Annotated in this window: 18 protein-coding genes; 13 read left to right on the forward strand and 5 right to left on the reverse strand. The window is 51.7% G+C overall.

Annotated features, from left to right (window positions below):
• Window positions 1-315: 315 nt before the first annotated feature.
• The 4 genes from ACKU4E_RS15385 (at window position 316) to folD (ending at window position 3,787) form a co-directional block, all read left to right on the forward strand.
• Entirely contained in the window at window positions 316-1,107 is a 792-nt protein-coding gene (locus ACKU4E_RS15385) for a type III pantothenate kinase (RefSeq protein ID WP_320171966.1), read from the forward strand.
• Window positions 1,108-1,185: 78 nt separating this feature from the next.
• Window positions 1,186-2,478 carry a phosphopyruvate hydratase gene (gene eno, locus ACKU4E_RS15390; RefSeq protein WP_320171967.1) on the forward strand — a complete coding sequence of 431 codons (1,293 nt, stop codon included), beginning with the start codon at window positions 1,186-1,188 and terminating at the stop codon, window positions 2,476-2,478.
• A gap of 4 nt (window positions 2,479-2,482) precedes the next feature.
• On the forward strand, window positions 2,483-2,674 hold the full coding sequence (locus ACKU4E_RS15395) for a hypothetical protein (RefSeq protein ID WP_320171968.1): 192 nt from the start codon (window positions 2,483-2,485) through the stop codon (window positions 2,672-2,674).
• Window positions 2,675-2,926: 252 nt separating this feature from the next.
• Window positions 2,927-3,787, forward strand: a complete 861-nt coding sequence (gene folD / locus ACKU4E_RS15400; protein WP_320171969.1) for a bifunctional methylenetetrahydrofolate dehydrogenase/methenyltetrahydrofolate cyclohydrolase FolD — start codon at window positions 2,927-2,929, stop codon at window positions 3,785-3,787.
• A 112-nt stretch (window positions 3,788-3,899) separates the two neighbouring features.
• Here the strand turns inward: folD and ACKU4E_RS15405 are convergent, their stop codons facing one another.
• Window positions 3,900-5,090 carry an iron-containing alcohol dehydrogenase gene (locus tag ACKU4E_RS15405; RefSeq protein WP_320171970.1) on the reverse strand — a complete coding sequence of 397 codons (1,191 nt, stop codon included), beginning with the start codon at window positions 5,088-5,090 and terminating at the stop codon, window positions 3,900-3,902.
• Between the two features lie 160 nt (window positions 5,091-5,250).
• Between ACKU4E_RS15405 and ACKU4E_RS15410 the strand changes: the two genes are divergently transcribed.
• Both ACKU4E_RS15410 and uvrA read left to right on the forward strand, forming a co-directional pair.
• Complete coding sequence (locus ACKU4E_RS15410; RefSeq protein WP_320171971.1) at window positions 5,251-6,075, forward strand: HD domain-containing phosphohydrolase; 825 nt, start codon at window positions 5,251-5,253, stop codon at window positions 6,073-6,075.
• A 374-nt stretch (window positions 6,076-6,449) separates the two neighbouring features.
• Window positions 6,450-9,197 carry an excinuclease ABC subunit UvrA gene (gene uvrA / locus ACKU4E_RS15415; RefSeq protein ID WP_320171972.1) on the forward strand — a complete coding sequence of 916 codons (2,748 nt, stop codon included), beginning with the start codon at window positions 6,450-6,452 and terminating at the stop codon, window positions 9,195-9,197.
• Window positions 9,198-9,319: 122 nt separating this feature from the next.
• Here uvrA and ACKU4E_RS15420 read toward each other — a convergent pair whose 3' ends face one another.
• On the reverse strand, window positions 9,320-10,039 hold the full coding sequence (locus ACKU4E_RS15420; protein ID WP_320171973.1) for a SprT family zinc-dependent metalloprotease: 720 nt from the start codon (window positions 10,037-10,039) through the stop codon (window positions 9,320-9,322).
• Window positions 10,040-10,289: 250 nt separating this feature from the next.
• On the opposite strand from ACKU4E_RS15420, the gene ACKU4E_RS15425 reads away from it, so the two are divergent.
• The 6 genes from ACKU4E_RS15425 (at window position 10,290) to ACKU4E_RS15450 (ending at window position 14,637) form a co-directional block, all read left to right on the forward strand.
• Window positions 10,290-11,447, forward strand: coding sequence for an MFS transporter (locus tag ACKU4E_RS15425; protein WP_320171974.1), 1,158 nt, complete (start codon window positions 10,290-10,292; stop codon window positions 11,445-11,447).
• 136 nt (window positions 11,448-11,583) lie between these two features.
• Window positions 11,584-11,928 carry an STAS domain-containing protein gene (locus ACKU4E_RS15430; RefSeq protein ID WP_320171975.1) on the forward strand — a complete coding sequence of 115 codons (345 nt, stop codon included), beginning with the start codon at window positions 11,584-11,586 and terminating at the stop codon, window positions 11,926-11,928.
• 2 nt (window positions 11,929-11,930) lie between these two features.
• Window positions 11,931-12,713 carry a DsbA family protein gene (locus tag ACKU4E_RS15435; protein ID WP_320171976.1) on the forward strand — a complete coding sequence of 261 codons (783 nt, stop codon included), beginning with the start codon at window positions 11,931-11,933 and terminating at the stop codon, window positions 12,711-12,713.
• Window positions 12,714-12,880: 167 nt separating this feature from the next.
• Window positions 12,881-13,429 carry a chemotaxis protein CheD gene (locus ACKU4E_RS15440; protein WP_320171977.1) on the forward strand — a complete coding sequence of 183 codons (549 nt, stop codon included), beginning with the start codon at window positions 12,881-12,883 and terminating at the stop codon, window positions 13,427-13,429.
• A gap of 49 nt (window positions 13,430-13,478) precedes the next feature.
• The gene (gene budA / locus ACKU4E_RS15445) at window positions 13,479-14,276 is read left to right on the forward strand and encodes an acetolactate decarboxylase (RefSeq protein ID WP_320171978.1); all 798 of its coding nucleotides are present in this window, start codon (window positions 13,479-13,481) and stop codon (window positions 14,274-14,276) included.
• Window positions 14,277-14,325: 49 nt separating this feature from the next.
• The gene (locus ACKU4E_RS15450; RefSeq protein ID WP_320171979.1) at window positions 14,326-14,637 is read left to right on the forward strand and encodes an Hpt domain-containing protein; all 312 of its coding nucleotides are present in this window, start codon (window positions 14,326-14,328) and stop codon (window positions 14,635-14,637) included.
• Window positions 14,638-14,692: 55 nt separating this feature from the next.
• Here ACKU4E_RS15450 and ACKU4E_RS15455 read toward each other — a convergent pair whose 3' ends face one another.
• The 3 genes from ACKU4E_RS15455 to ACKU4E_RS15465 form a co-directional block, all read right to left on the reverse strand.
• On the reverse strand, window positions 14,693-16,117 hold the full coding sequence (locus tag ACKU4E_RS15455; RefSeq protein WP_320171980.1) for a transferase: 1,425 nt from the start codon (window positions 16,115-16,117) through the stop codon (window positions 14,693-14,695).
• A 53-nt stretch (window positions 16,118-16,170) separates the two neighbouring features.
• The gene (locus tag ACKU4E_RS15460; protein WP_320171981.1) at window positions 16,171-17,361 is read right to left on the reverse strand and encodes a pyridoxal phosphate-dependent aminotransferase; all 1,191 of its coding nucleotides are present in this window, start codon (window positions 17,359-17,361) and stop codon (window positions 16,171-16,173) included.
• A 109-nt stretch (window positions 17,362-17,470) separates the two neighbouring features.
• Window positions 17,471-18,994 (reverse strand): DEAD/DEAH box helicase, encoded by a 1,524-nt coding sequence (locus ACKU4E_RS15465; RefSeq protein ID WP_320171982.1) that lies wholly within the window; start codon window positions 18,992-18,994, stop codon window positions 17,471-17,473.
• Between the two features lie 201 nt (window positions 18,995-19,195).
• On the opposite strand from ACKU4E_RS15465, the gene ACKU4E_RS15470 reads away from it, so the two are divergent.
• Window positions 19,196-19,666, forward strand: coding sequence for a MauE/DoxX family redox-associated membrane protein (locus tag ACKU4E_RS15470; protein ID WP_320171983.1), 471 nt, complete (start codon window positions 19,196-19,198; stop codon window positions 19,664-19,666).
• Window positions 19,667-19,684: the final 18 nt, after the last annotated feature.

Below are 19,684 nucleotides of genomic sequence, written 5' to 3' on the forward strand. Positions count from 1 at the left end.
TTTGCTCTCCCCGTACGGCTTGAATGGTTGTTTGATAATATTTCTGGATTGTCATTAAACTATGTTTAATTTCTATTTGTGTCAATAAAGTATCAGATTCTTACACAAAATGTTGGAAAGTGAACATTTTAGTGTTCGAAAAAGATCATTTGCCCCATTGATTCCTTTTAAATAATAGAGTAGGCGGTCATTCAGGTCTGTGAATTTAACGGGTTCGGCTCCTGAATGATACAGCAAATTTGTTTTTAGTTTTACCTTAATGTGGTAAAGGGAGTTTTGGAGCAAGCTCTGTTGCGGATTTTATGGAGATTTGTTTTGAGTTCTGAAACCATCCTTCTTTTTGATGTAGGCAATACCAATACCAAGATCGGATTTTCCGGTCGGGACGACATCGGCCCCTCATTCGTACTGCCTACAGACCCGGGCGGAACTGCCGATTCCTGGGGGCTCAAGCTGCTGGAAATATGCCGGGTGGCCGGATATTCCCACGCGGATATCGCCGGTGGGGCGGTCTCCTCGGTTGTGCCGCCCATGAATCCGATTCTGAAGAGCGCTGTGGAGCGCTTTTTTCCCTGTGAACTGCGTTTTGCGCCCGAATCCATTCCGCTTGAGCTCAACAACAGGTATGAAAGGCCCTGGGAGGTCGGGGCGGACCGTCTGGTTACCGCCTTTGCCGCACGCAGGATCAGCCGCAGCGAAAAGCTGATCGTGGTCGATTTCGGTACGGCCACCACTTTCGACTGTGTCGTCGGGGATGACTACCTCGGCGGGCTTATCTGTCCCGGAGTGCTGTCCTCCACAAAGGCTTTGGCCTCCGGAACCGCGAAGCTGCCGCATATTTCCCTGGAGATCGAGTCCCCGGTAATAAGACCGGGCAGAAGTACCGCGGACAGCCTGAATCAGGGACTTATTTTCGGATTCGCCGCCATGGTCGAAGGGCTGCGTGATCGTCTGGCCGAAACCCTCGGCGGTGAGGTGGAACTTATTGCCACCGGAGGCTTCGCAACAATTATTGCCGATGTATGCCGGGCCATTGACCGTGTTGAACCGACCCTGCTGCTGGACGGTTTGCGCATGGGCTGGTTCGACATGAGAAAAAAGTTTTAGTGTAGGTTTTTTGCCGGGAGTGAGCCCGGTGTGTCCAACTAACCGGAAAATGTTGATTTATTTTCAAGGAGAAATGTCATGAGCACTATCGTAGCTGTTTGGGCCAGAGAGATTCTTGATTCCAGAGGCAATCCCACCGTTGAAGTTGAAGTAGTTCTCGAGTCCGGAGCAACCGGGCGTGCCGCAGTGCCCTCCGGCGCATCCACCGGTACCCGTGAAGCCCTTGAACTGCGTGACGGCGACAAGGACCGTTACAACGGAAAAGGCGTGCAGGTGGCAGTTGCCAACGTTCGCGAAGAAATCGCCGAAGCCCTTGTAGGCCAGGACGCCCTGCGGCAGGTTTCCATCGACAACCTGCTCATCGAGCTTGACGGAACCGAAAACAAGGACAGACTCGGCGCAAACGCAATGCTCGGCGTTTCCATGGCAGTTGCCAGAGCCGCAGCAAACCTGCTCGGTATTCCCCTTTACCAGTACCTCGGCGGTGTTAACGGCAAACTTCTGCCCGTTCCCCTGATGAACATCATCAACGGTGGCGAACATGCCCCCAACAACCTCGATATTCAGGAATTCATGATCATGCCTATCGGCGCGGAAACTTTTGCGGAAGCCCTGCGCATGGGTGCAGAAACCTTCCATGCCCTCAAAGGCATCCTTGCCGCTGACGGTCACAACACCGCAGTGGGTGACGAAGGCGGATTCGCTCCCAACCTCGAATCCCACGCCCAGGCATTTGAATACATCATCAAGGCCATTGAAAAGGCCGGATACCGCCCCGGCGAAGATATCGCCATGGCAATTGATGCCGCCGCTTCCGAATTCTACAAGGACGGCAAGTACGTTCTGGCCGGTGAAGGCAAGGAATTCACCGCCGAAGAAATGATCGACTTCTACTCCGACTTCGTAGAACGTTTCCCGCTGATCTCCATCGAAGACGGCCTTGCCGAAGGCGACTGGGACGGCTGGAAAAAGATGACCGACATTCTCGGCGAAAAAATTCAGCTTGTAGGTGACGACCTGTTCGTAACCAACCCCGAAATCCTCGCTGAAGGTATCGAACGCGGAGCCTGCAACTCCATTCTGATCAAGCTCAACCAGATCGGAACCGTTACCGAAACTCTGGATACCATGGAACTGGCCAAGACCGCCGGTTACACCAACGTGGTTTCCCACCGTTCCGGCGAAACCAGCGATGACTTCATCGCCGACCTCGCTGTAGGTCTCAATGCCGGTCAGATCAAGACCGGTTCCCTGTGCCGCAGCGACCGTCTTGCCAAATACAACCAGCTTCTGCGCATCGAGGAAGACCTTGAAGACGACGGTATCTACTACGGTCCCGCTCTCAAGGAAGCCTTCTTCGGCGAAGAGTAATAATTTGCTTCCGGCGGCCGGGAAAGGGGAAACTCTTGCAAGAGTTTCCCCTTTCCCGGACCCCATCCCCTTCAGAACCTTTTATCGGGCTTACGCTCCGGGATTCGGGCAGGAGTCGGTTTTCAGGATTATTGCCATTCAGATAGTCTGGCGGGGAAAAGCAATTTTCAAAGGCGGTGGTTTCGGTTATTTTTGACCGAATCTGCCGCCTTGTTTTTATTTAAATAGGCACGTATTAGGGCCCTGAACCCACCGAGAAGGGGGTAAACACAAATTTTTATCCGTGTAATAGTTTAATAAGTTAACAAGCTTAAACTATTAAGGATTCCAAAGGGGATTATCTCTTTTGGCCGCCGGCGGCGAAATCAAATTATCAAAAGCGCGAAGCGCATCAAATAGTCTCTTGGCCCCGAAGGGCCGCCGGAGGCTTCAAAAGTGGAGAAATTTTATGCAGGTTCTTAACGGTAAAGAGACGGCTCTGACCATTCGTGAAGAGCTGAAAGTGGAAATAGACGGACTCAAGGAAAAATACGGCAGGGCACCCGGTCTGGCAGTCATTCTGGTGGGTGAAGATCCCGCCTCGCAGGTTTATGTGCGCAACAAGGAAATTGCCTGCGAGAAGGCCGGTATTGTTTCCTCGGCCCACAGAATCGATGCGGGTGTTTCACAGCAGGATCTTGAGGATCTTATTCAGAAGCTCAACAGGGATGACAGCATTGACGGCATTCTGCTGCAGCTTCCCCTTCCCAAGGGGCTGGACAGCCAGCGCTGCCTTGAACTGATCGATCCCGGCAAGGATGTGGACGGCTTCCATCCCATGAACGTAGGCAAGCTCATGCTCGGTCTGCCCGGATTCCGTTCCTGCACCCCTGCGGGCATTATGACTCTGCTGGAACGCTACAACCTGCCCACCAGCGGCAAAAAGGCCGTTGTGGTAGGCCGTTCCAACATTGTAGGCAAGCCGCTCGCCATGATGCTCATGCAGTACGGTGATTTCGCCAACGCCACGGTCACAGTCTGCCATTCCCGCACGGCCGACCTTGCCGAGGAAGTCAAATCCGCGGATTTCGTTTTTGCTGCCATCGGCATCCCCAAGTTTATCAAGAAAGAGATGGTCAAGGACGGCGCGGTAGTTGTGGACGTAGGCATCAACCGCACGGATGACGGTCTGGTCGGCGACTGCGATTACGCCGCCCTTGAAGATGTTGCCAGCGCCATGACCCCGGTTCCCGGCGGTGTCGGCCCCATGACCATAGCCCAGCTTCTTATAAATACCGTACAGGCTTATCGGGAGCATGTCGGAGCTTAGGTCTTTAGGATTTTATGTTCGGAAATTGAAACTCCCTGTCTCGTGCGAGGCAGGGAGTTTTTTTACTCTTCCTATATAATTGGAAACAATTCCAACTCAATTAATCCAGCCGTTACCCTTCAAATACCTTTTTAAATATTCCCACAACCTCTTCCTTGCTCATCGTGTAGGGATCAAGGGTGAACAGGAATCCCATGGCGGTCATGGCGTTTTCGGCCAGGGCTTCGCACTGGGACTTGTCGAGCTTGAAGTCGTTAATGTTCAGGTCATCACAGCCGATGTTTTTTATCAGATTCTTGAGTGCGCTGATAAAAGCCATGGGCCGTTCGTTTTCGGGCAGCGCGTCCACGTCAACACCCATTGCTTTTGCCATTGCCGGGAACCTTTCTGGCACCTTTCCGGCCATGAAGCTGAAGTAGGGGATGGAAAGCATGATCAGCCCCGCACCGTGGGTTACGGAAGGATCGAACGCGGAAAAGGCGTGCTCCATGGAATGCTGGGAGATGCAGCTTGATGTGGATTCCACAAGCCCGGACTGGGTGCTGGCCCAGGCCAGAGCGGTACGGGCTTCCATGTCGCTGCCGTCTTTCACTGCGCGGGGCAGGTATTCATTGATCAACTGGATGGAACCGAGCGCAAAATGGTCGCTGGCAGGCTGGCTGCAGGTGGCCAGATAGCCTTCGGCAGCGTGGAAGAATGCATCCATGCCCTGATATGCAGTCAGGCGCGGCGGTACGCTGACCATCAGTTCGGGGTCGACAATGGAGATTACCGGAAATGTTTCGGGAATCAGGCCGAAACCGATTTTTTCCTGCGTTTCCATGTTGGTGATAACCGTCCACGGATCGGCCTCTGTGCCTGTGCCGGCAGTGGTGGGAATGGTTACAAGCGGCAGCACCGGTTCGGTTACGGGCTGGCCCTTACCAGTTCCGCCGTGGATGTAATCCCAGTAATGGCCGGGGTTGTTGACCATTATGGCGATAGATTTAGCGGAGTCGATCGGGCTTCCGCCGCCCAGTCCTATGATGAAGTCGCATCCGTTGTCACGGGCACCCTGTGCTCCTTCCATGACGTGATCAACTATGGGGTTGGGCAGGATTTTGTTGAAAACCACCGATTCTATTCCGTGTGCCTTGAGACCGGCCTGCACCATATCGAGGTATCCGAACTTGATTACTGATTTGCCGGCAGTGGTTACGATCAGGGCTTTTTTACCGGGAAGGGGAAGTGTAGCGAGTTCTTTGATCCGGCCGGGACCGAAAACAATGTTCGTGGGGATAAAAAAATTGAATGTTGAATTCATAATATGCTCCTGTTCACTTGTTTGACAGCAGGATTCCCTGCTTTTGATACAAACCTGTATATACGTACACGGACTTTACAACAACATGCGGTTAGTGAGAATAGAGTAATGGTTGAAAAACGGAAAAAAGCACCACAACTCGCAACCCCGGACAGAACCGATGAAAGGCATAACCGAATTATTGACCTGTATACAGGAGATTTCCGGCGGCAATTATTCAAACGACATCATGCAGTTGACCACGGATGCATATGATCCTCTGATTCAGGAACTGGCGGAATCAGTGGGGCTGATGATGGTGCGCATCGAGGCTCGTGAATTCGAACTTGAACAGGCCAACCGGGACCTGCAAAATAATATTCTGGCCACAATTCGGGCCGTTGCGAGGGGGCTCAGCCTGCGCGATCCCTACACCCGCGGACATGGTGAGCGGGTCGGAATATATTGTAAACGTCTGGCCCGGAGACTTGGCTGGGGCAGGGACGATGTCTGGACCGTACATGTGGCCGGAACATTGCACGATATGGGCAAGATCGGCTTCAGTGACCGGCTGATTCAGAATATCGATACAAAAGTCGATGACGAGATGCTTTCCGAAATCCGCCAGCACCCGGAATGGGGATTTTACATGCTGCGCGGGCTTGATTTTCTCGGCTCCGCGCTGGATTACGTGCGCTCCCATCATGAACGGCTTGACGGCACCGGCTACCCGAACGGCCTCAGCGGGGATGATATTCTGCCCGGAGCGCGCATTCTCAGCATTGCCGATGTCTTTGATGCCGTAACATCAACTCGTTCCTATCAGGAAGCAATGGACCTTGATAAAGCCTTCGCCATTCTGCGCAGGCTTGCAGGCCCCTCGCTTGATCCTGATTTCGTGGAAGTTTTCATTTCAGAGATCAGGGAAAACGGGCTTGAAGATGTTGAAAACAACTTCACCACCTGTGCTGTCCACGGCAGTGGGCCGGATGAAAGCGACAAATAAATTATCAATAATTGTTCCTGATAGCCTTGCCTGCCACCGAACAGTGTTTATAATCTGCATTCGTCTTAATTTTTCATGAAGAAATTTTGTGGGCTGAAAGGTTTCCGGTCTGGAAAACGTATCGGCTTCAGCTTTCCGGTCTCGAAGAGTTAATTTTACAGCTGCCGGTTTTATATCTGACTGCGCACTGAAAAACGTTCGTTTTATTTTGATTGACTTTATGTTAATTGTAGATAGACATATGCTTGAGGCGTGGCAAAAAATAGAGTGTAATTTCGGGATATGGTCTTTTCTTCAGCCTCATAATTTTCATGAGCAGCTTTTCCACCTCCACTGCCGCCGCATTTGCGAACACAGCGGCAAAGGCAATCATAATGAGTAATAAATCCATACATATTGAAGGGGCAAGACAGCACAACCTCAAAGACCTTGATCTGGATATTCCCAGAGATCAGCTGGTTGTGGTCTGCGGACCTTCCGGGTCGGGAAAATCGACCCTTTCGTTCGACATCGTTTATGCAGAAGGGCAGCGCAGGTATGTGGAATCCCTGTCCGCTTATGCCCGGCAGTTCCTGCCGCAGCTGGACAAGCCGCAGGTTGACAAGATCGAAGGGCTGTCCCCGGCCATCTCTCTGGAGCAGCAGACCACTTCGCGCAACCCCCGGTCCACAGTCGGAACCGTGACCGAGATATACGATTTTCTGCGCGTGTTTTTCGCCAGACTGGGAAAATTTCACTGTCCCGAATGCGGCACGCCTATCGAGGCGCAGACCTCGGACCAGATACTGGAAAGAATCATGGCCCTTGGAGAGGGGACCAGGTTCATGCTGCTCGCCCCGCTGGTGGATCACCAGAAGGGCACACATAAGGATCTGTTCAAAAAGCTCAAAAAGGAAGGGTTTGTTCGTGTCCGGGTGAACGGGCAGATTTATTCCATTGATGAAGTCCCCGAGCTTGAAAAGAACAAGAAACATTCCGTGGACCTTGTGGTGGACAGGCTCGTCATCAAAGGGGACGTGAAAAAACGTCTTGGCGATTCTCTGGAGCTTGCCCTGCGTTACGGGGATGAGTCCATTGTCGTTTCGCTGGTGGGCGGCGAGGACATCTATCTCTCGACTATGTCGACATGTCCTTCATGCAAGATCAGCATGCCCAAGCTTTCGCCGCAGCTGTTTTCCTTCAACAGTCCTCAGGGGGCCTGTACTCTCTGCTCCGGTATCGGCAGCGTGGAATACTACGAGCCGGAACTGCTGGCGCCTAACAAGGGACTGTCCCTCAAGGGCGGAGCTGTGATTCCGTGGAAATCCCCACGCATGTTCGAACGTTACGAGGAGGATTTCCGGGCACTGGGGAAAAAGCACGGATTCAAAGTTGATACGCCGCTGAGTGAATTTTCGGAAAAAGCACGCAAGGCCCTTTTTTACGGTGACAAAGCGCTGGGATGGGAAGGCGTGGTTGATCTGCTGGAGATCGGTCACAATCTTGGCAGTATCTGGCGGGATGAGCTGGCAAGGTTCCGGCAGTCGCGGCCCTGTCCGGCCTGCGGCGGGGCAAGATTGCGGCCCGAATCTCTGGCAGTCAAGGTCGCTGGAGTTTCCATTTTCGATTTCTGTTCCATGTCCATCCAGAAGGCCCTTGAGTGGCTGAACGGTCTGGAGTTTGCCGGGCATGAGAACCTCATTGCCGAACCGCTGCTCAAGGAACTGACCCATAGGCTCGGCTTCATGGTCAACGTGGGGCTTGATTACCTGAATCTCGGACGTAACATGGCGACTCTTTCCGGCGGGGAGGCTCAGCGCATCCGGCTTGCAGGTCAGCTCGGTTCCGGTCTGGTCGGGGTTACGTATGTTCTGGACGAGCCTTCCATCGGCTTGCACCCCCGTGACAATGAACGGCTGCTTGAAACCCTGCGTTCACTGCAGTCCCGCGGGAATACCGTTCTGGTGGTGGAGCATGATGAATCCACTATTCGCCATGCCGACCACGTCATTGAACTCGGCCCCGGATCGGGAATGCTGGGCGGGGAGATTGTTTTTCAGGGCAGTGTGGATGATCTGCTCGGAAAGTCGCAGTCCCTGACGGCCAAATATCTGCGCGGGGAATTGTCGCTGGATAAGCCTGAGAAGAGGCGCGAACCCAAGGATTGGATCAGCCTCAAAGGGGTGAGGACCAACAACCTCAAGAATCTGGATGTGGACATTCCGCTTGGCGTGCTCTGCTGTTTTACCGGGGTTTCCGGTTCCGGCAAGAGTTCGCTGGTGGTGGATTCCCTGTACAAGCATCTGGCACTTGCCCGCGGGGTCAAGGTGGATCAGCCGGGGCTTATTGACGGCATCGGTGGAATCGAGAAGATCGAGAAGGTTATTTCCATAGACCAGTCTCCCATAGGCAGGACTCCGCGTTCAAACCCGGCCACCTACACCAAGATATTTGATGAAATCCGCAAGGTTTTTACTGCCTCCAAAGAGGCCCGCAAACGCGGCTACAAGCCCGGAAGATTCAGTTTCAACGTGCGCGGAGGTCGGTGCGAGGCCTGTAAGGGTGACGGCCAGATACGTGTTGAAATGCATTTTCTGCCGGATGTGTATGTCACCTGTGATGTCTGCAAAGGAAGGCGCTACAACAGCCAGACCCTTGAAGTGGACTACAAGGGGCGTAATATTGCCGAAGTTCTGGATATGACCGTGCGGCAGGCCAAGGCTTTTTTTGAAAATCACCCCACGCTCAAGCGAAGGCTGGAAGTGCTGGAACAGGTCGGGCTGGAATATCTGCAGCTGGGCCAGCCGGCCACGACCCTGTCCGGCGGTGAGGCCCAGAGGATCAAAATTTCCCGCGAGCTTGGTAAACGCAGCCTGCCCGGTACTCTCTATATACTGGACGAGCCGACTACCGGACTGCATATGCACGAGGTCGGGAAACTGATCAAGGTTCTGCAACAGTTGGTGGACAAGGGAGCAACGGTCATTGTCATCGAGCACAATACCGATGTCATCCGGGCCTCGGATTATGTTTTCGATCTGGGGCCGGGAGGCGGAGAGTCCGGCGGCCGGATAGTGGCCGAAGGCACTCCGGAAGAGATCATTGCCAACCCAGATTCCGTGACCGGCAGATTTATTGTCTGATTTTAATTCCGGCCTGCCGGCAGGGCGGCTGAACGTGTTTTGAACAGCATGTGTGTTTAAAACATGGCGATAATACAGGCAGTTATCTGTGTTTTGTACACCATGTTGAAAAGTCGGTGTTGTTATTGTTCATGATTCATCCAGGAGGGGACCAGCGGACCTGCCTCGCCCAGTTCCTTCTCAAGAGCGTCAACGTCCGGTTCTATCATTCTGACCAGTCGCCAGTATTTGGGTGAATGATTCAGATGGACTGTGTGGCAGAGTTCATGGATGAGCACGTAGCGCACCAGTCTGTAGGGCAGGAACATGAGTTTCATGTTGAGATTGATGTTGCCCCTGGCCGAGCAACTGCCCCAGCGTTTCCGCTGCGAGCGGATGGTCATCCTGCCGAAAGGAAGGTTCAGTTCTGCGGAAAGGTTGCGCAATTCAGGTCCGAGAAACAGTCTGGCCCTGTCGCGGACAAATTTTTTTAGCAGGTAAAGCTCTTCCTCATCGGTCCATTCGCTGCCGCTCAGTTGAAGCCTGTTGACGTTGACCCGCAGGGTCAGGCCCTGTTTGTTGTTTCTGACTCTGCTTACTTCGAAAATTTTTTCGGCAGCAGTAAGAGTGATTCTGTCAGGCAGGACCAGTTGCGGTTTTTCGAGAAAAAGTCCTTTGTTTTCGAGCCTGCGTATGTTTGTTTCGATCCACTCGCGCCTTTTTTCCAGAAAACCGGGAACTTCTTTTGGATTTACTCCTCTGGGCAGCACCACTTCTATCCCTTTATCCGGGATGAGTTTGATGATTACGTTTTTGGCGCGGGGGCTGATTCTTACACAGTATGGTGGAGGAAAATCGGGCATTGGAATTATCCTTTGCAGGTATCGGCGTTGCCGGAATTATTCATGAACGCAGTATCAGAGGGATGGAAAGAGTAGTTCCGGTATGCTTTCCGGTTCATGCATAGTCCCCGCCTGGCGGCTGTGTCCAGCTATCAGGGGACGTTTGATTCATACTGTTTTTTTACTTGTCTTATACCGGACACGGGTTTAGCTTTTTCCTCCTGCTTTGCACCGCTTCCATTAGCAATATCACCATTCCAAGGATATAATCGTGACCATCAAGAACATCAGTTCCCGTAAAATGTATATTTTTCTGCTTGTCCTGACCATAGCCACTGCTATCGGTTTTCAGGGCTGGCGCACACTGCTGAACAACTTTGCGGTCGAGGTCGCTAAACTCGATGGCGGTGAGTTCGGGTTTGTCGGTTCGATCAGGGAGATTCCCGGTTTTCTGTCCCTGCTTGTTATCTACGTGCTTGTTTTTATCAAGGAGCACCGGCTGGCCGCCTTAGCTGTAATCGTTATGGGACTCGGGATTTCAATTACCGGTTTTATGCCGTCCTTTGCCGGGATCGCGTTCACAACTCTGCTCATGTCTTTCGGGTTCCACTACTATGAAACCCTTAACCAGTCCCTGACTCTGCAGTATTTCGGCTATTCCGAGGCTCCGCTGGTCATGGGCCGGTTGCGCAGTCTGGCAGCGGCTACGAATATCGGCGTGGGCATTGTGATCCTGTCCATCTCCGACCATTTCAGCTACAGCCAGCTCTTTTTCGGAGCCGGGCTTATAACCGTGATTGCCGGTATCTACTGCTTTTTTCAGGATCCGTCTTCAACCGATATTCCTGTCCAGCATAAGAAGATGATCTTCCGGGCCCGTTACTGGCTCTTTTATGCCCTCAGTTTCATGGCCGGGGCAAGACGCCAGATTTTCGTGGCTTTTGCCGTTTTCCTGTTGGTCAAGAAGTTTGATTATTCCATCCAGGCTGTGGCGGGCTTGTTTGTGCTCAATAACGTCATTAACTATTTCATCAATCCGATCATCGCAAAATCAGTGAACCGCTTCGGTGAGCGCAAGGTCCTTAGTCTGGAGTACGCCGCACTGGTGTTCATTTTTACTGCGTATGCATATACCGACAGCCCGGTTGTAGGCGGTATTCTCTATGTTCTGGACAATATTTTCTACAACTTTACCATGGCCATCAAAACCTTTTTCCAGAAGATTGCGGACCCCAAGGATATCGCCCCGAGCATGGCGGTCAGCTTCACCATCAACCACATTGCCGCAGTCTTTGTTCCCGCTCTCGGGGGGCTGGCCTGGATGCAGGATTACAGGATCGTTTTTATCGGAGCGGCAATCCTTTCCGCTGTATCGTTTCTTTTCAGCCAGTTTATTGACCGCGAACTCCGGTTGAAAAGCAGGGCTTAGCGTGTAGATGGGCGGCAGGCATCCTTTCGAGGATAAATCTGGCGGCTTATGTCCTTTACAAACATCGGTAAATGGACAAAATTAGAATGCTCATAAACTGAGTTCATGGAACGAAGGTCTTTAGCGGAGATATCTGATGGAAATAAATTCAAAAAAAGTCGACAAGGCATTGGTCCTTGGCGTCAGCGGGCGTCTGGACGCCATAACTTCACCTGATTTTGAAGAAAAGGTCTGTAAGTTCATAGACGGTGGTGAGACAAGGATTGTCTTTGACTTCAGTTCTCTGGAATATATATCCAGCGCGGGGCTTAGGGCCATACTTTTCGCGGCCAAGCGCATAAAGGAAATTGACGGGGCTGTTGCATTTTCCTGTATAACCGGAATGATCAGCGAAGTTTTTGAAATATCCGGGTTCGGGACCATGTTTGAATTATACGATTCCGCCCTTGCGGCGGCCGAAGCTGTTTCAACCAGGGGCTGAGCATGGTCAAGGCTGTCCTGTCGGTTATACTGCTTGCGGTGCTTTGGGTAATACCTGCTCATGCAGATATGAATCCTGAGGACAGCGCGGAATTGAAAGCAGTGATCCGTCAGGTGCTGAAAGACAATCCCGACCTTCTTTTCGAAGCCCTGCAGGGGCACGAGGAAAGACTTTACGATCTGCTTCAGGTCGGGCTTGAGAAAAAAAACAAGGCGAAAATCCGGGCCGGAAGACTGCGGCAACTCAAGAATCCCAAAGTGGCCGCCCTCCATCCTGAAAGACCTGTGTGGGGTAATCCTGACGGAGACATCTCCATAATTGTTTTTTCCGATTTCCAGAGCGCAACCTGCAGCCGGGCGGACGGAACCGTAATCAAGCTGCTTGGTGCCCATCCGGAGATCAGCTACCGGTTTCGGCATAATCCCCTCGGACTGCACAAGATGTCCAGACAGGTGGCCCTTTATTATGAGGCCATTGCATTGCAGAATCATGATAAGGCCAAGCGTTTCAACCACATGGCTCTGACCGAGAGATTGAAAATCAAGAAAAACGGAACCTCGGAACTGGACCGGCTGGCCGCTTCCTGCGGTGTGGACATGGCCCGGTTGCGTAAGGAGTTGGCAGGCAAAAAGGTCGCCGAGACAGTGGACGGAGATATCAGGGAGGCAAGAAAGCTCGGTTTTACTGCTTCTCCTGTATTTCTGGTGAACGGAGTAACTGTTACCGGAGCCGCTCCGCTGGAAGAGTTCGAGGAAGTTATTGATATGATCCGGTCCGGTAAGTAGGGCTTTTCCGAGATTCTTTTTTATGGGCATTCTCTGCCTTGATTGTGTATTATAATATCCCATTCCGCCATTTACGTATCCTGAAATTACGTGTTACAAGTGTTACAGCACGTTAATTCCTCACACCTTTTTTCATACAAAAGCCCCCAAAGCGAAAGCGAGACATAATGCCTCTCAATGATTCTGATATACCTCATGTTTTCTTGCATACCGGAGATGCATACATAGGGGTAAAGCCTACCATTGTTTCCACCGTGTTGGGGTCCTGTGTCGCTATCTCCATGTATTCCCGTCGAACGAAGCAGGGCGTTATCTGCCACGCGTTTCTGCCCTATCGCGCTGAAATTAAAACCGGGAACGAGTCCATGATTCAGATTTGCAGATATGTGGACACAGCGGTTGACCATTTGCTAAAGTGTATGCTGCGTCTAGGGGTCAGACAAAACGAGCTTGAAGTAAAGTTGTTCGGAGGCGCCACCGGGCTTACCACTGCGCAGGTCCGGCCACCGTCAGCCCTCGGCATCGGAAACCGCAATGTGGCTGCTGCACTTGAGTGCCTTGAGGCAAGAGGGCTTTCTCCATGCCGTATGGATGTTGGCGGGAATGTCGGGAGAAAGATTCTTTTTGCCACCCATAGTGGAGATATCTGGCTGAAAAGGCTGGAAAAAAATGTGCATCCCAAGAGCTCCGGGACCAGAAAAAGGTTCTCGGGATAGCTTTACAGGCTCAAACCGGCAATTTCAATTTTCCCGGTAGGTTTATATAATGAACAGATCGATGATGCGGCTGCGGAATGTTTTTTTCGTAGCGCTGTTCCTGTTGCTGTCCTGCAGTATGTGCTTTGCGGACGGCACTCTTTACCAGTATTCCACAATAGATTCACTGCTTCTTGGTAACTACGACGGCGAACTTACTGTTGCCGGGCTTTTGGAGCATGGCGATGTCGGACTTGGCACTTTCAACGGTCTTGACGGGGAAATGGTGCTGGTAGACGGCATTGTATACCGGATAAATAAACGTGGAGAGGCAGAGACCGTGACATCTGCTTCACGCACTCCGTTTGCCGTGGCTGCCCGGTTCAAGACCGATTCCATCCTTAAAATTGACAATGTTACATCTCTTGAAGATCTCAACCGAAAGATAGACAGCGCTCTGGGATCGGAAAATATTTTTTATGTCGTGCGCATTGATGGTGAATTCGGGAGCGTGCGGGCGCGGAGTGTTCCTCCGCAGAAAAAACCTTATCCTCCTTTGGTGGATGTTGTTAAGGAGCAGGGTGTTTTCAAATTCAGCAAGATAAAAGGTTCTCTGATCGGTGTCAGGTGTCCGGCATATGTTGCCGGAATCGGCGTAGATGGATTCCATTGGCATTTCATAACCGAGGATCGTAAATCCGGCGGTCATGTTCTGGATTGTTCCTTTGCCAATCTGCCTGCCAAGGTCGGAGCGTACACCAATTTTTTACTCCAACTCCCCGAAACATCGGATTTTCTTGGTGCAGATCTGCAGAAAGATAAGAAAAATGAATTGAAAAAAGTGGAAAAGAATCCGGGGAGCAGTTAATATTGTTATGCATTGTGGATAAAGCGCCTTTTGCTCCGGAGGATTGGATATGAGTAAGAAGATGGTTATTCAGGTGGACGCAGACCTTGAAGCGATTATGCCCCGGTACCTTGAAATAAGGTGGAAAGAACTGCTGGAACTGGAAGGGGCCGTTGGAGACCGCGATTTTGATCAGATACGAATGCTCGGTCATAAGCTTAAAGGGACCGGTTCCGCTTACGGGCTGGACGAATTATCCCGGCTGGGTGCGTTGATTGAAGAAAGGGCCGTGGAGAAAGAGATGGAGGATGTCCCTGAATCTGCTGCGAGTGTGCGGACTTTTCTGGAAAATCTGGAAGTGGAATACGTGGAAATGGATTAGTTGAAAGATCGGCCCCCGGCATTATTGCCGGAGGCCTTGTTTTACTGAATACGTATTAGCTGTCGTCTACTATGATGGTGGGGAACATGCCTTCCTTCTCCCCGCCAAGGTAAGGCTGAACAAGGTTGTAGGACACGCTGCGGGTTCTCTGGGCATGCCCGCGTGTTTCCTTCTCTCCGTTGAATCGGGCTCCGTTGTCGACCAGAATGTGTTCGATTCTTTTTTGAAAATCCTTTACGAAAGCCGCTCCGTCGCCAATGAAGGTCATCCTGTCCATGTTCATGTTTTTCTGCATTGCAAAATCCTGCAGAGCCATGGAATGTCTTTTCAGATCGTCTTCAGTGGCTACATAGCCCCATACTATTGTTTCATCCGGAATTGTGATCGGCTCTTTGGCATGTATGATGGTGTGGGGCATTATGATCGAGCCGGTTCCGATAGTGATTTTGTTTTCTTCCGTACCTTGCAGGAACGAGTTGAAACCGATGAAAACCTTTTCCCCGATGTTGGTATGTCCCACCTTGCCGCCGTGGGCCACAATAACCAGATCGGAAAGCATGCTGTCTACGATGTAGCTGTTTTCCTGTGCATTGCACCCCTTGCCGAGTACTGAATTTTCGATGCAGGCCCTCTGTGCGACCAGCGTATTGTCCCCGAGCGAGCATTCTCCCTTGACCAGTGAATATCGGCTGAGAAATGCGTTTTCCGGAACCGGAACAGGCGAGTCGAATGCCAGAGAGTCGTATACCGGCAGGAATTCACTTCTGCGCCCTTTCAGGAAATCCACAAACAGTCCGCTCAACTCTCCATTCTGGTCCCACGAAACATATTTTTCGAGGATTGCCTGCGGATAGCGGTAATTGAATTCGTATGTGTGTTCTTTTCTGATCCAGATGCGGCCCGGATCAATGTATACCCGCGAAAGGTCGCCAGCCTGTACGTAACAGAAATTCCCAAGGATGCAGTTATGCATTACCGAAAGGTCCGCGGTGGCGAACGGCCCGATATAGGCGCCTTCAAGAGTGGTCCCGTGGATGTTCGAATAATGCATGGCCACGGCATTGAGAATACGGAATTGTTCCGGTGTTTCCGGGTTTCTGGAATGGTTGTGAACCAGGGTTTTGATCATGAAACAGTTGACGATGCGTATGATCTCGTCCCGGTAAAGTTCCGTTTCCACATCACCGATCATGATTTTGGTTCCCTTGCCTTTCAGTTCATCTCCCCGGACATCGCTCTGGTGGATTATGGAGCGGTCCACCACGCATTTGCCCAGAAAGTATGAGCCTCCGAGGTTGCTTTCCTGGAAGTTAAAGTAAATGGGATGATCGATGGAAAGAGCGTAATAGGCGTAGTATCGGATCAGGTTAATGTTTTCAAGGGTTGTTTCTACAACCTGGCTGACGTCCAGCCCCATAGGACGCAGGTTTGCGTTGACCCTTGAAGTGATGTGAGCGATCAGCTTGTTCAGTCTTTGCATAACCGTATCTTCCTGAATTAATGTCCCCGGCCCGTAAGGGCCGGGGACATTAATTATTTGAATGGTTTCATGGCGTTTTTGAATCCTTCGCGGGAACGTTCTATCACGTCCACACCTACACAGAAGGCGAGTCTGAAATATCCGGGGAATCCGAATCCTGTTCCCGGCACAGCAAGAATTTTCTCTTCCTGCAGGGCTGCGCAGAATTTTACGTCATCTCCGCCGGGTGCTTCGGGGAAAAAGTAGAATGCTCCTCTGGGCATGGTGTAGGCGTAGCCGCCTTCATCCAGAACAGAGGCCATGGCGTTGCGTCTTTCAAGGTATATGCCTTTGTCCACCTGCGCACCCAGAGCTTTTTCCAGCAGCTTCTGGCCTACTGCGGGAGCGTTTACAAAGCCGAGAATGCGGTTGGTGAGCACCAGCCCGGCCATGAGATGTTCCCTGCCTTCCATTCCCGGGTTGAGCAGGGTGTAGCCTATGCGTTCCCCGGCCAGTGAAAGGTTCTTGGAAAAGGAGCTGACCACAATACTGTATTGATAGAGTGGCAGGATGGAAGGAACTTCCGCTCCGTCGAAAGCGAGAAACCTGTACGGTTCATCGGCAACCAGAAAAATCGGGCGTTCCCGGCCTTCATTGGCCTTGTCGAGAATCGCGGCAAGCTTTTTCAATTCCTCGGTGGTGTAGATGACTCCGGTCGGGTTGTTGGGGGAGTTGATGAGCACCACACGGGTTTTTTCATTGATGGCCTTTTCAATGGCATCGAGATCGAGTTCAAAGGTAAGCGGTTTGGACGGTACGGTAACCAGTTCTCCACCGGAGTTCTTGGCATAGAAACCGTATTCCACAAAATAGGGAGCGGGGCACAGAACCTGATCGCCCGGTTGCAGAATGGCCCTGTAAAGAGCGTTGATGGCTCCGGCAGCTCCACAGGTAATGATCAGGTCGCTTCCGGATACTTTTACACCCTGCTCGGCGGAAACACTTTCAGCGAGCTTTTCCCTGAGGGTGGGATATCCGAAGTTGGGCATGTAGCCGAATGCGAAAGGCTTGTCGGCGCTGTCGGCCAGTTCGCGGAGTCCCTGTCCCACCACTGCGGGAGCCGGCACGTCCGGATTACCGAGCGAAAAGTCGCACACTGCGTCCTCTCCGTATTTCTTTTTAAGCACCATGCCTGTTTCGAACATTTTACGAATCCAGGACGACCCTTCAAGGTATCCTTCAATTTGATCTGACAGAAGCTTCATTTCTTTTCTCCAGTATTTTCATTTCGCGCCTTCAGTCGCCTTCGGAAGCCAGCGGTTGATTTCTGTGAGCATGGCTTCAGATGGAAGGGACTGACAATGGGGCTTTTTATTATCTGCGTTTTCTTTTGAAGCTGCTCCGCCGCTGCTTGGAATTTTTCTGTCCTCCGCCGCTGTTGCGCGGGGCGGGTTTCCTTCTTCTCTGTGTAGGCGCAGGGAGGGGAGCCGGAGGCTGTTCAGGGCCTGCGTGCAGGGATTTCTGGTACAGTTCGTCCAGAAGCATTCCTACAAGGATGCACTGTTCTTCGTCTTCGGCCAGATGGCGGACCAGATCTTTGTAGCGGCCGATGCGCTCCCTTTCGAGGATTGTTTTTGTGCGGAATTTGCTTTCCAGAATGGTGGTCAGCCGTTCGTTTATGGTTTCCAGCACCTGCTCATCGTTCGGCAGGGTGCGGGATTCGAAATTTATATTGTAGGCGTTTCCGATGCGTTGCAGTTCCAGCTTCTGGATGACATCCACAAGGGATATGGCGATGCCGGATGCCCCGGCACGTCCTGTGCGACCTGCACGGTGAATGTAAGATTCCTTGTCTTCAGGAGGTTCGTACATGATTACGTGGGAAAGGTCGGGAACGTCTATTCCGCGTGCGGCGATGTCTGTTGCCACCAGAAAACGTATTTCTCCGGACCTTAGCTGAGACAGCACGTTCTCTCTTTTGGATTGGGAAAGATCGGAAGTCAGCTGGGCGGCGTTGAACCCGAAGTTGCCCAGCACAGCACTTACGAATTCGACATTGGCCTTTGTGTTGCAGAAAATTATGGCTGAAGCGGGATTCTCCATTTCCAGTATGCGCATGAGCTGCCGCTCTCTTCCCATGGCCGGAACTTCGTAATAGACGTGTTCTATTTCTGTTACATGGACCTGGCTGCTGCTAAGGCTCAGCATCTGGGGTTCATACATGAACTCCCCTGCAAGCCTGAGTACATGTTCCGGGAAGGTGGCGGAGAACATGTATGTGGATATGGGGCGGCGCGGAAGGTAGCGTCTTACTTCACGCATGTCCGGGTAGAACCCGATAGAGAGCATGCGGTCGGCTTCATCGAAAATCAGGGTTTGAAGATCCTCAAGGTCGAAGGTGCGGTGCAGCAGGTGATCCAGTATCCTGCCCGGTGTGCCCACGACCATATGCGCTCCCTTTTGCAGTTCTTCACGCTGACGTCCGTATCCGACTCCGCCGTATACGGAAAGAACTCTGACCCCGGAGTCCTTGAAAATAGTCATGGCTTCACGTTCAACCTGTCTGGCCAGTTCTCTGGTGGGAACCAGAACAAGGGCCTGAGTGTAGTTGATTGCGGGATCGATTTTTTCCAGCATTGGCAGAACGAAAGCGCCTGTTTTTCCGCTGCCTGTCTTTGCCTGGACCATGAGGTCCCGGTTGCGGAGCTGATATGGAAGTGATTTTGCCTGGACCGGGGTAAGTCGGTCCCATCCTGCGTTGTTCAGGGCACTTAAAATTGAGGGAGGTAGGTCTTCTTTGGCGATTTCCGGAAGGGCTTCTTCGGGTTCAACAATCTGGTCCGGTTCATCGTGGACACTGCTTTGGGCCTTCTCGGTCGATTGGTCTTCTATGGTCATATTTTTTCCTATTGGTTCTTGTAATTCAGCAGATAACTGTACGCCATAACAACCGTGTCTTGCAAAGGATATTTTGGCGTCAAATAATATTTATCCATAATATCTATGCTGTTCTGGGTGATGCATTGCCTATAACTATTTGATTTTAATTCATGATGCGGTGTAACCGGAATAGCATTAACAAGTGGCAGGTGTTTAATAATGATCGATAAGTTAATGTCCGGCCGGGTCTATTTCCTTATAAGGTGCGCCCTGGCCTTTGTTTTTCTATATGCAGGAGCGGCGAAGCTGCTTGATGCACATGGATTTGCACGGGTTATCGGTGGGTACGGAGTGCTGCCTGATCAGCTTAATCTGGTTGCTGCATATCTGCTTCCGGTGTCGGAAATTATCATTGCCGCCGGTCTTATCTGGGATGTCCGGGGGGCTTTGTCCGCCTATTCCTTACTGCTGCTTGTGTTCATGGGGGTTCTGGTTCGGGGAATAAGCATGGGGCTTGATGTGGATTGCGGATGTTTTGCGCCGGGAGACCCTGAGGGGGAAGCATATCATTCCCTGCGCGAAGCTCTGGTGCGGGATGCTTTTCTGCTTTGCGGATGCGGCTATCTCTTTCTGCTGCGCAGGACCAGAGGGTTCCGTTCCCGGCCTCTGCTTTCTTTTGTGGGCCGATAAACAAACATTTTTCCGGAG

It is taken from the genome of Maridesulfovibrio sp., assembly GCF_963677005.1.
Classification (GTDB): domain Bacteria; phylum Desulfobacterota; class Desulfovibrionia; order Desulfovibrionales; family Desulfovibrionaceae; genus Maridesulfovibrio.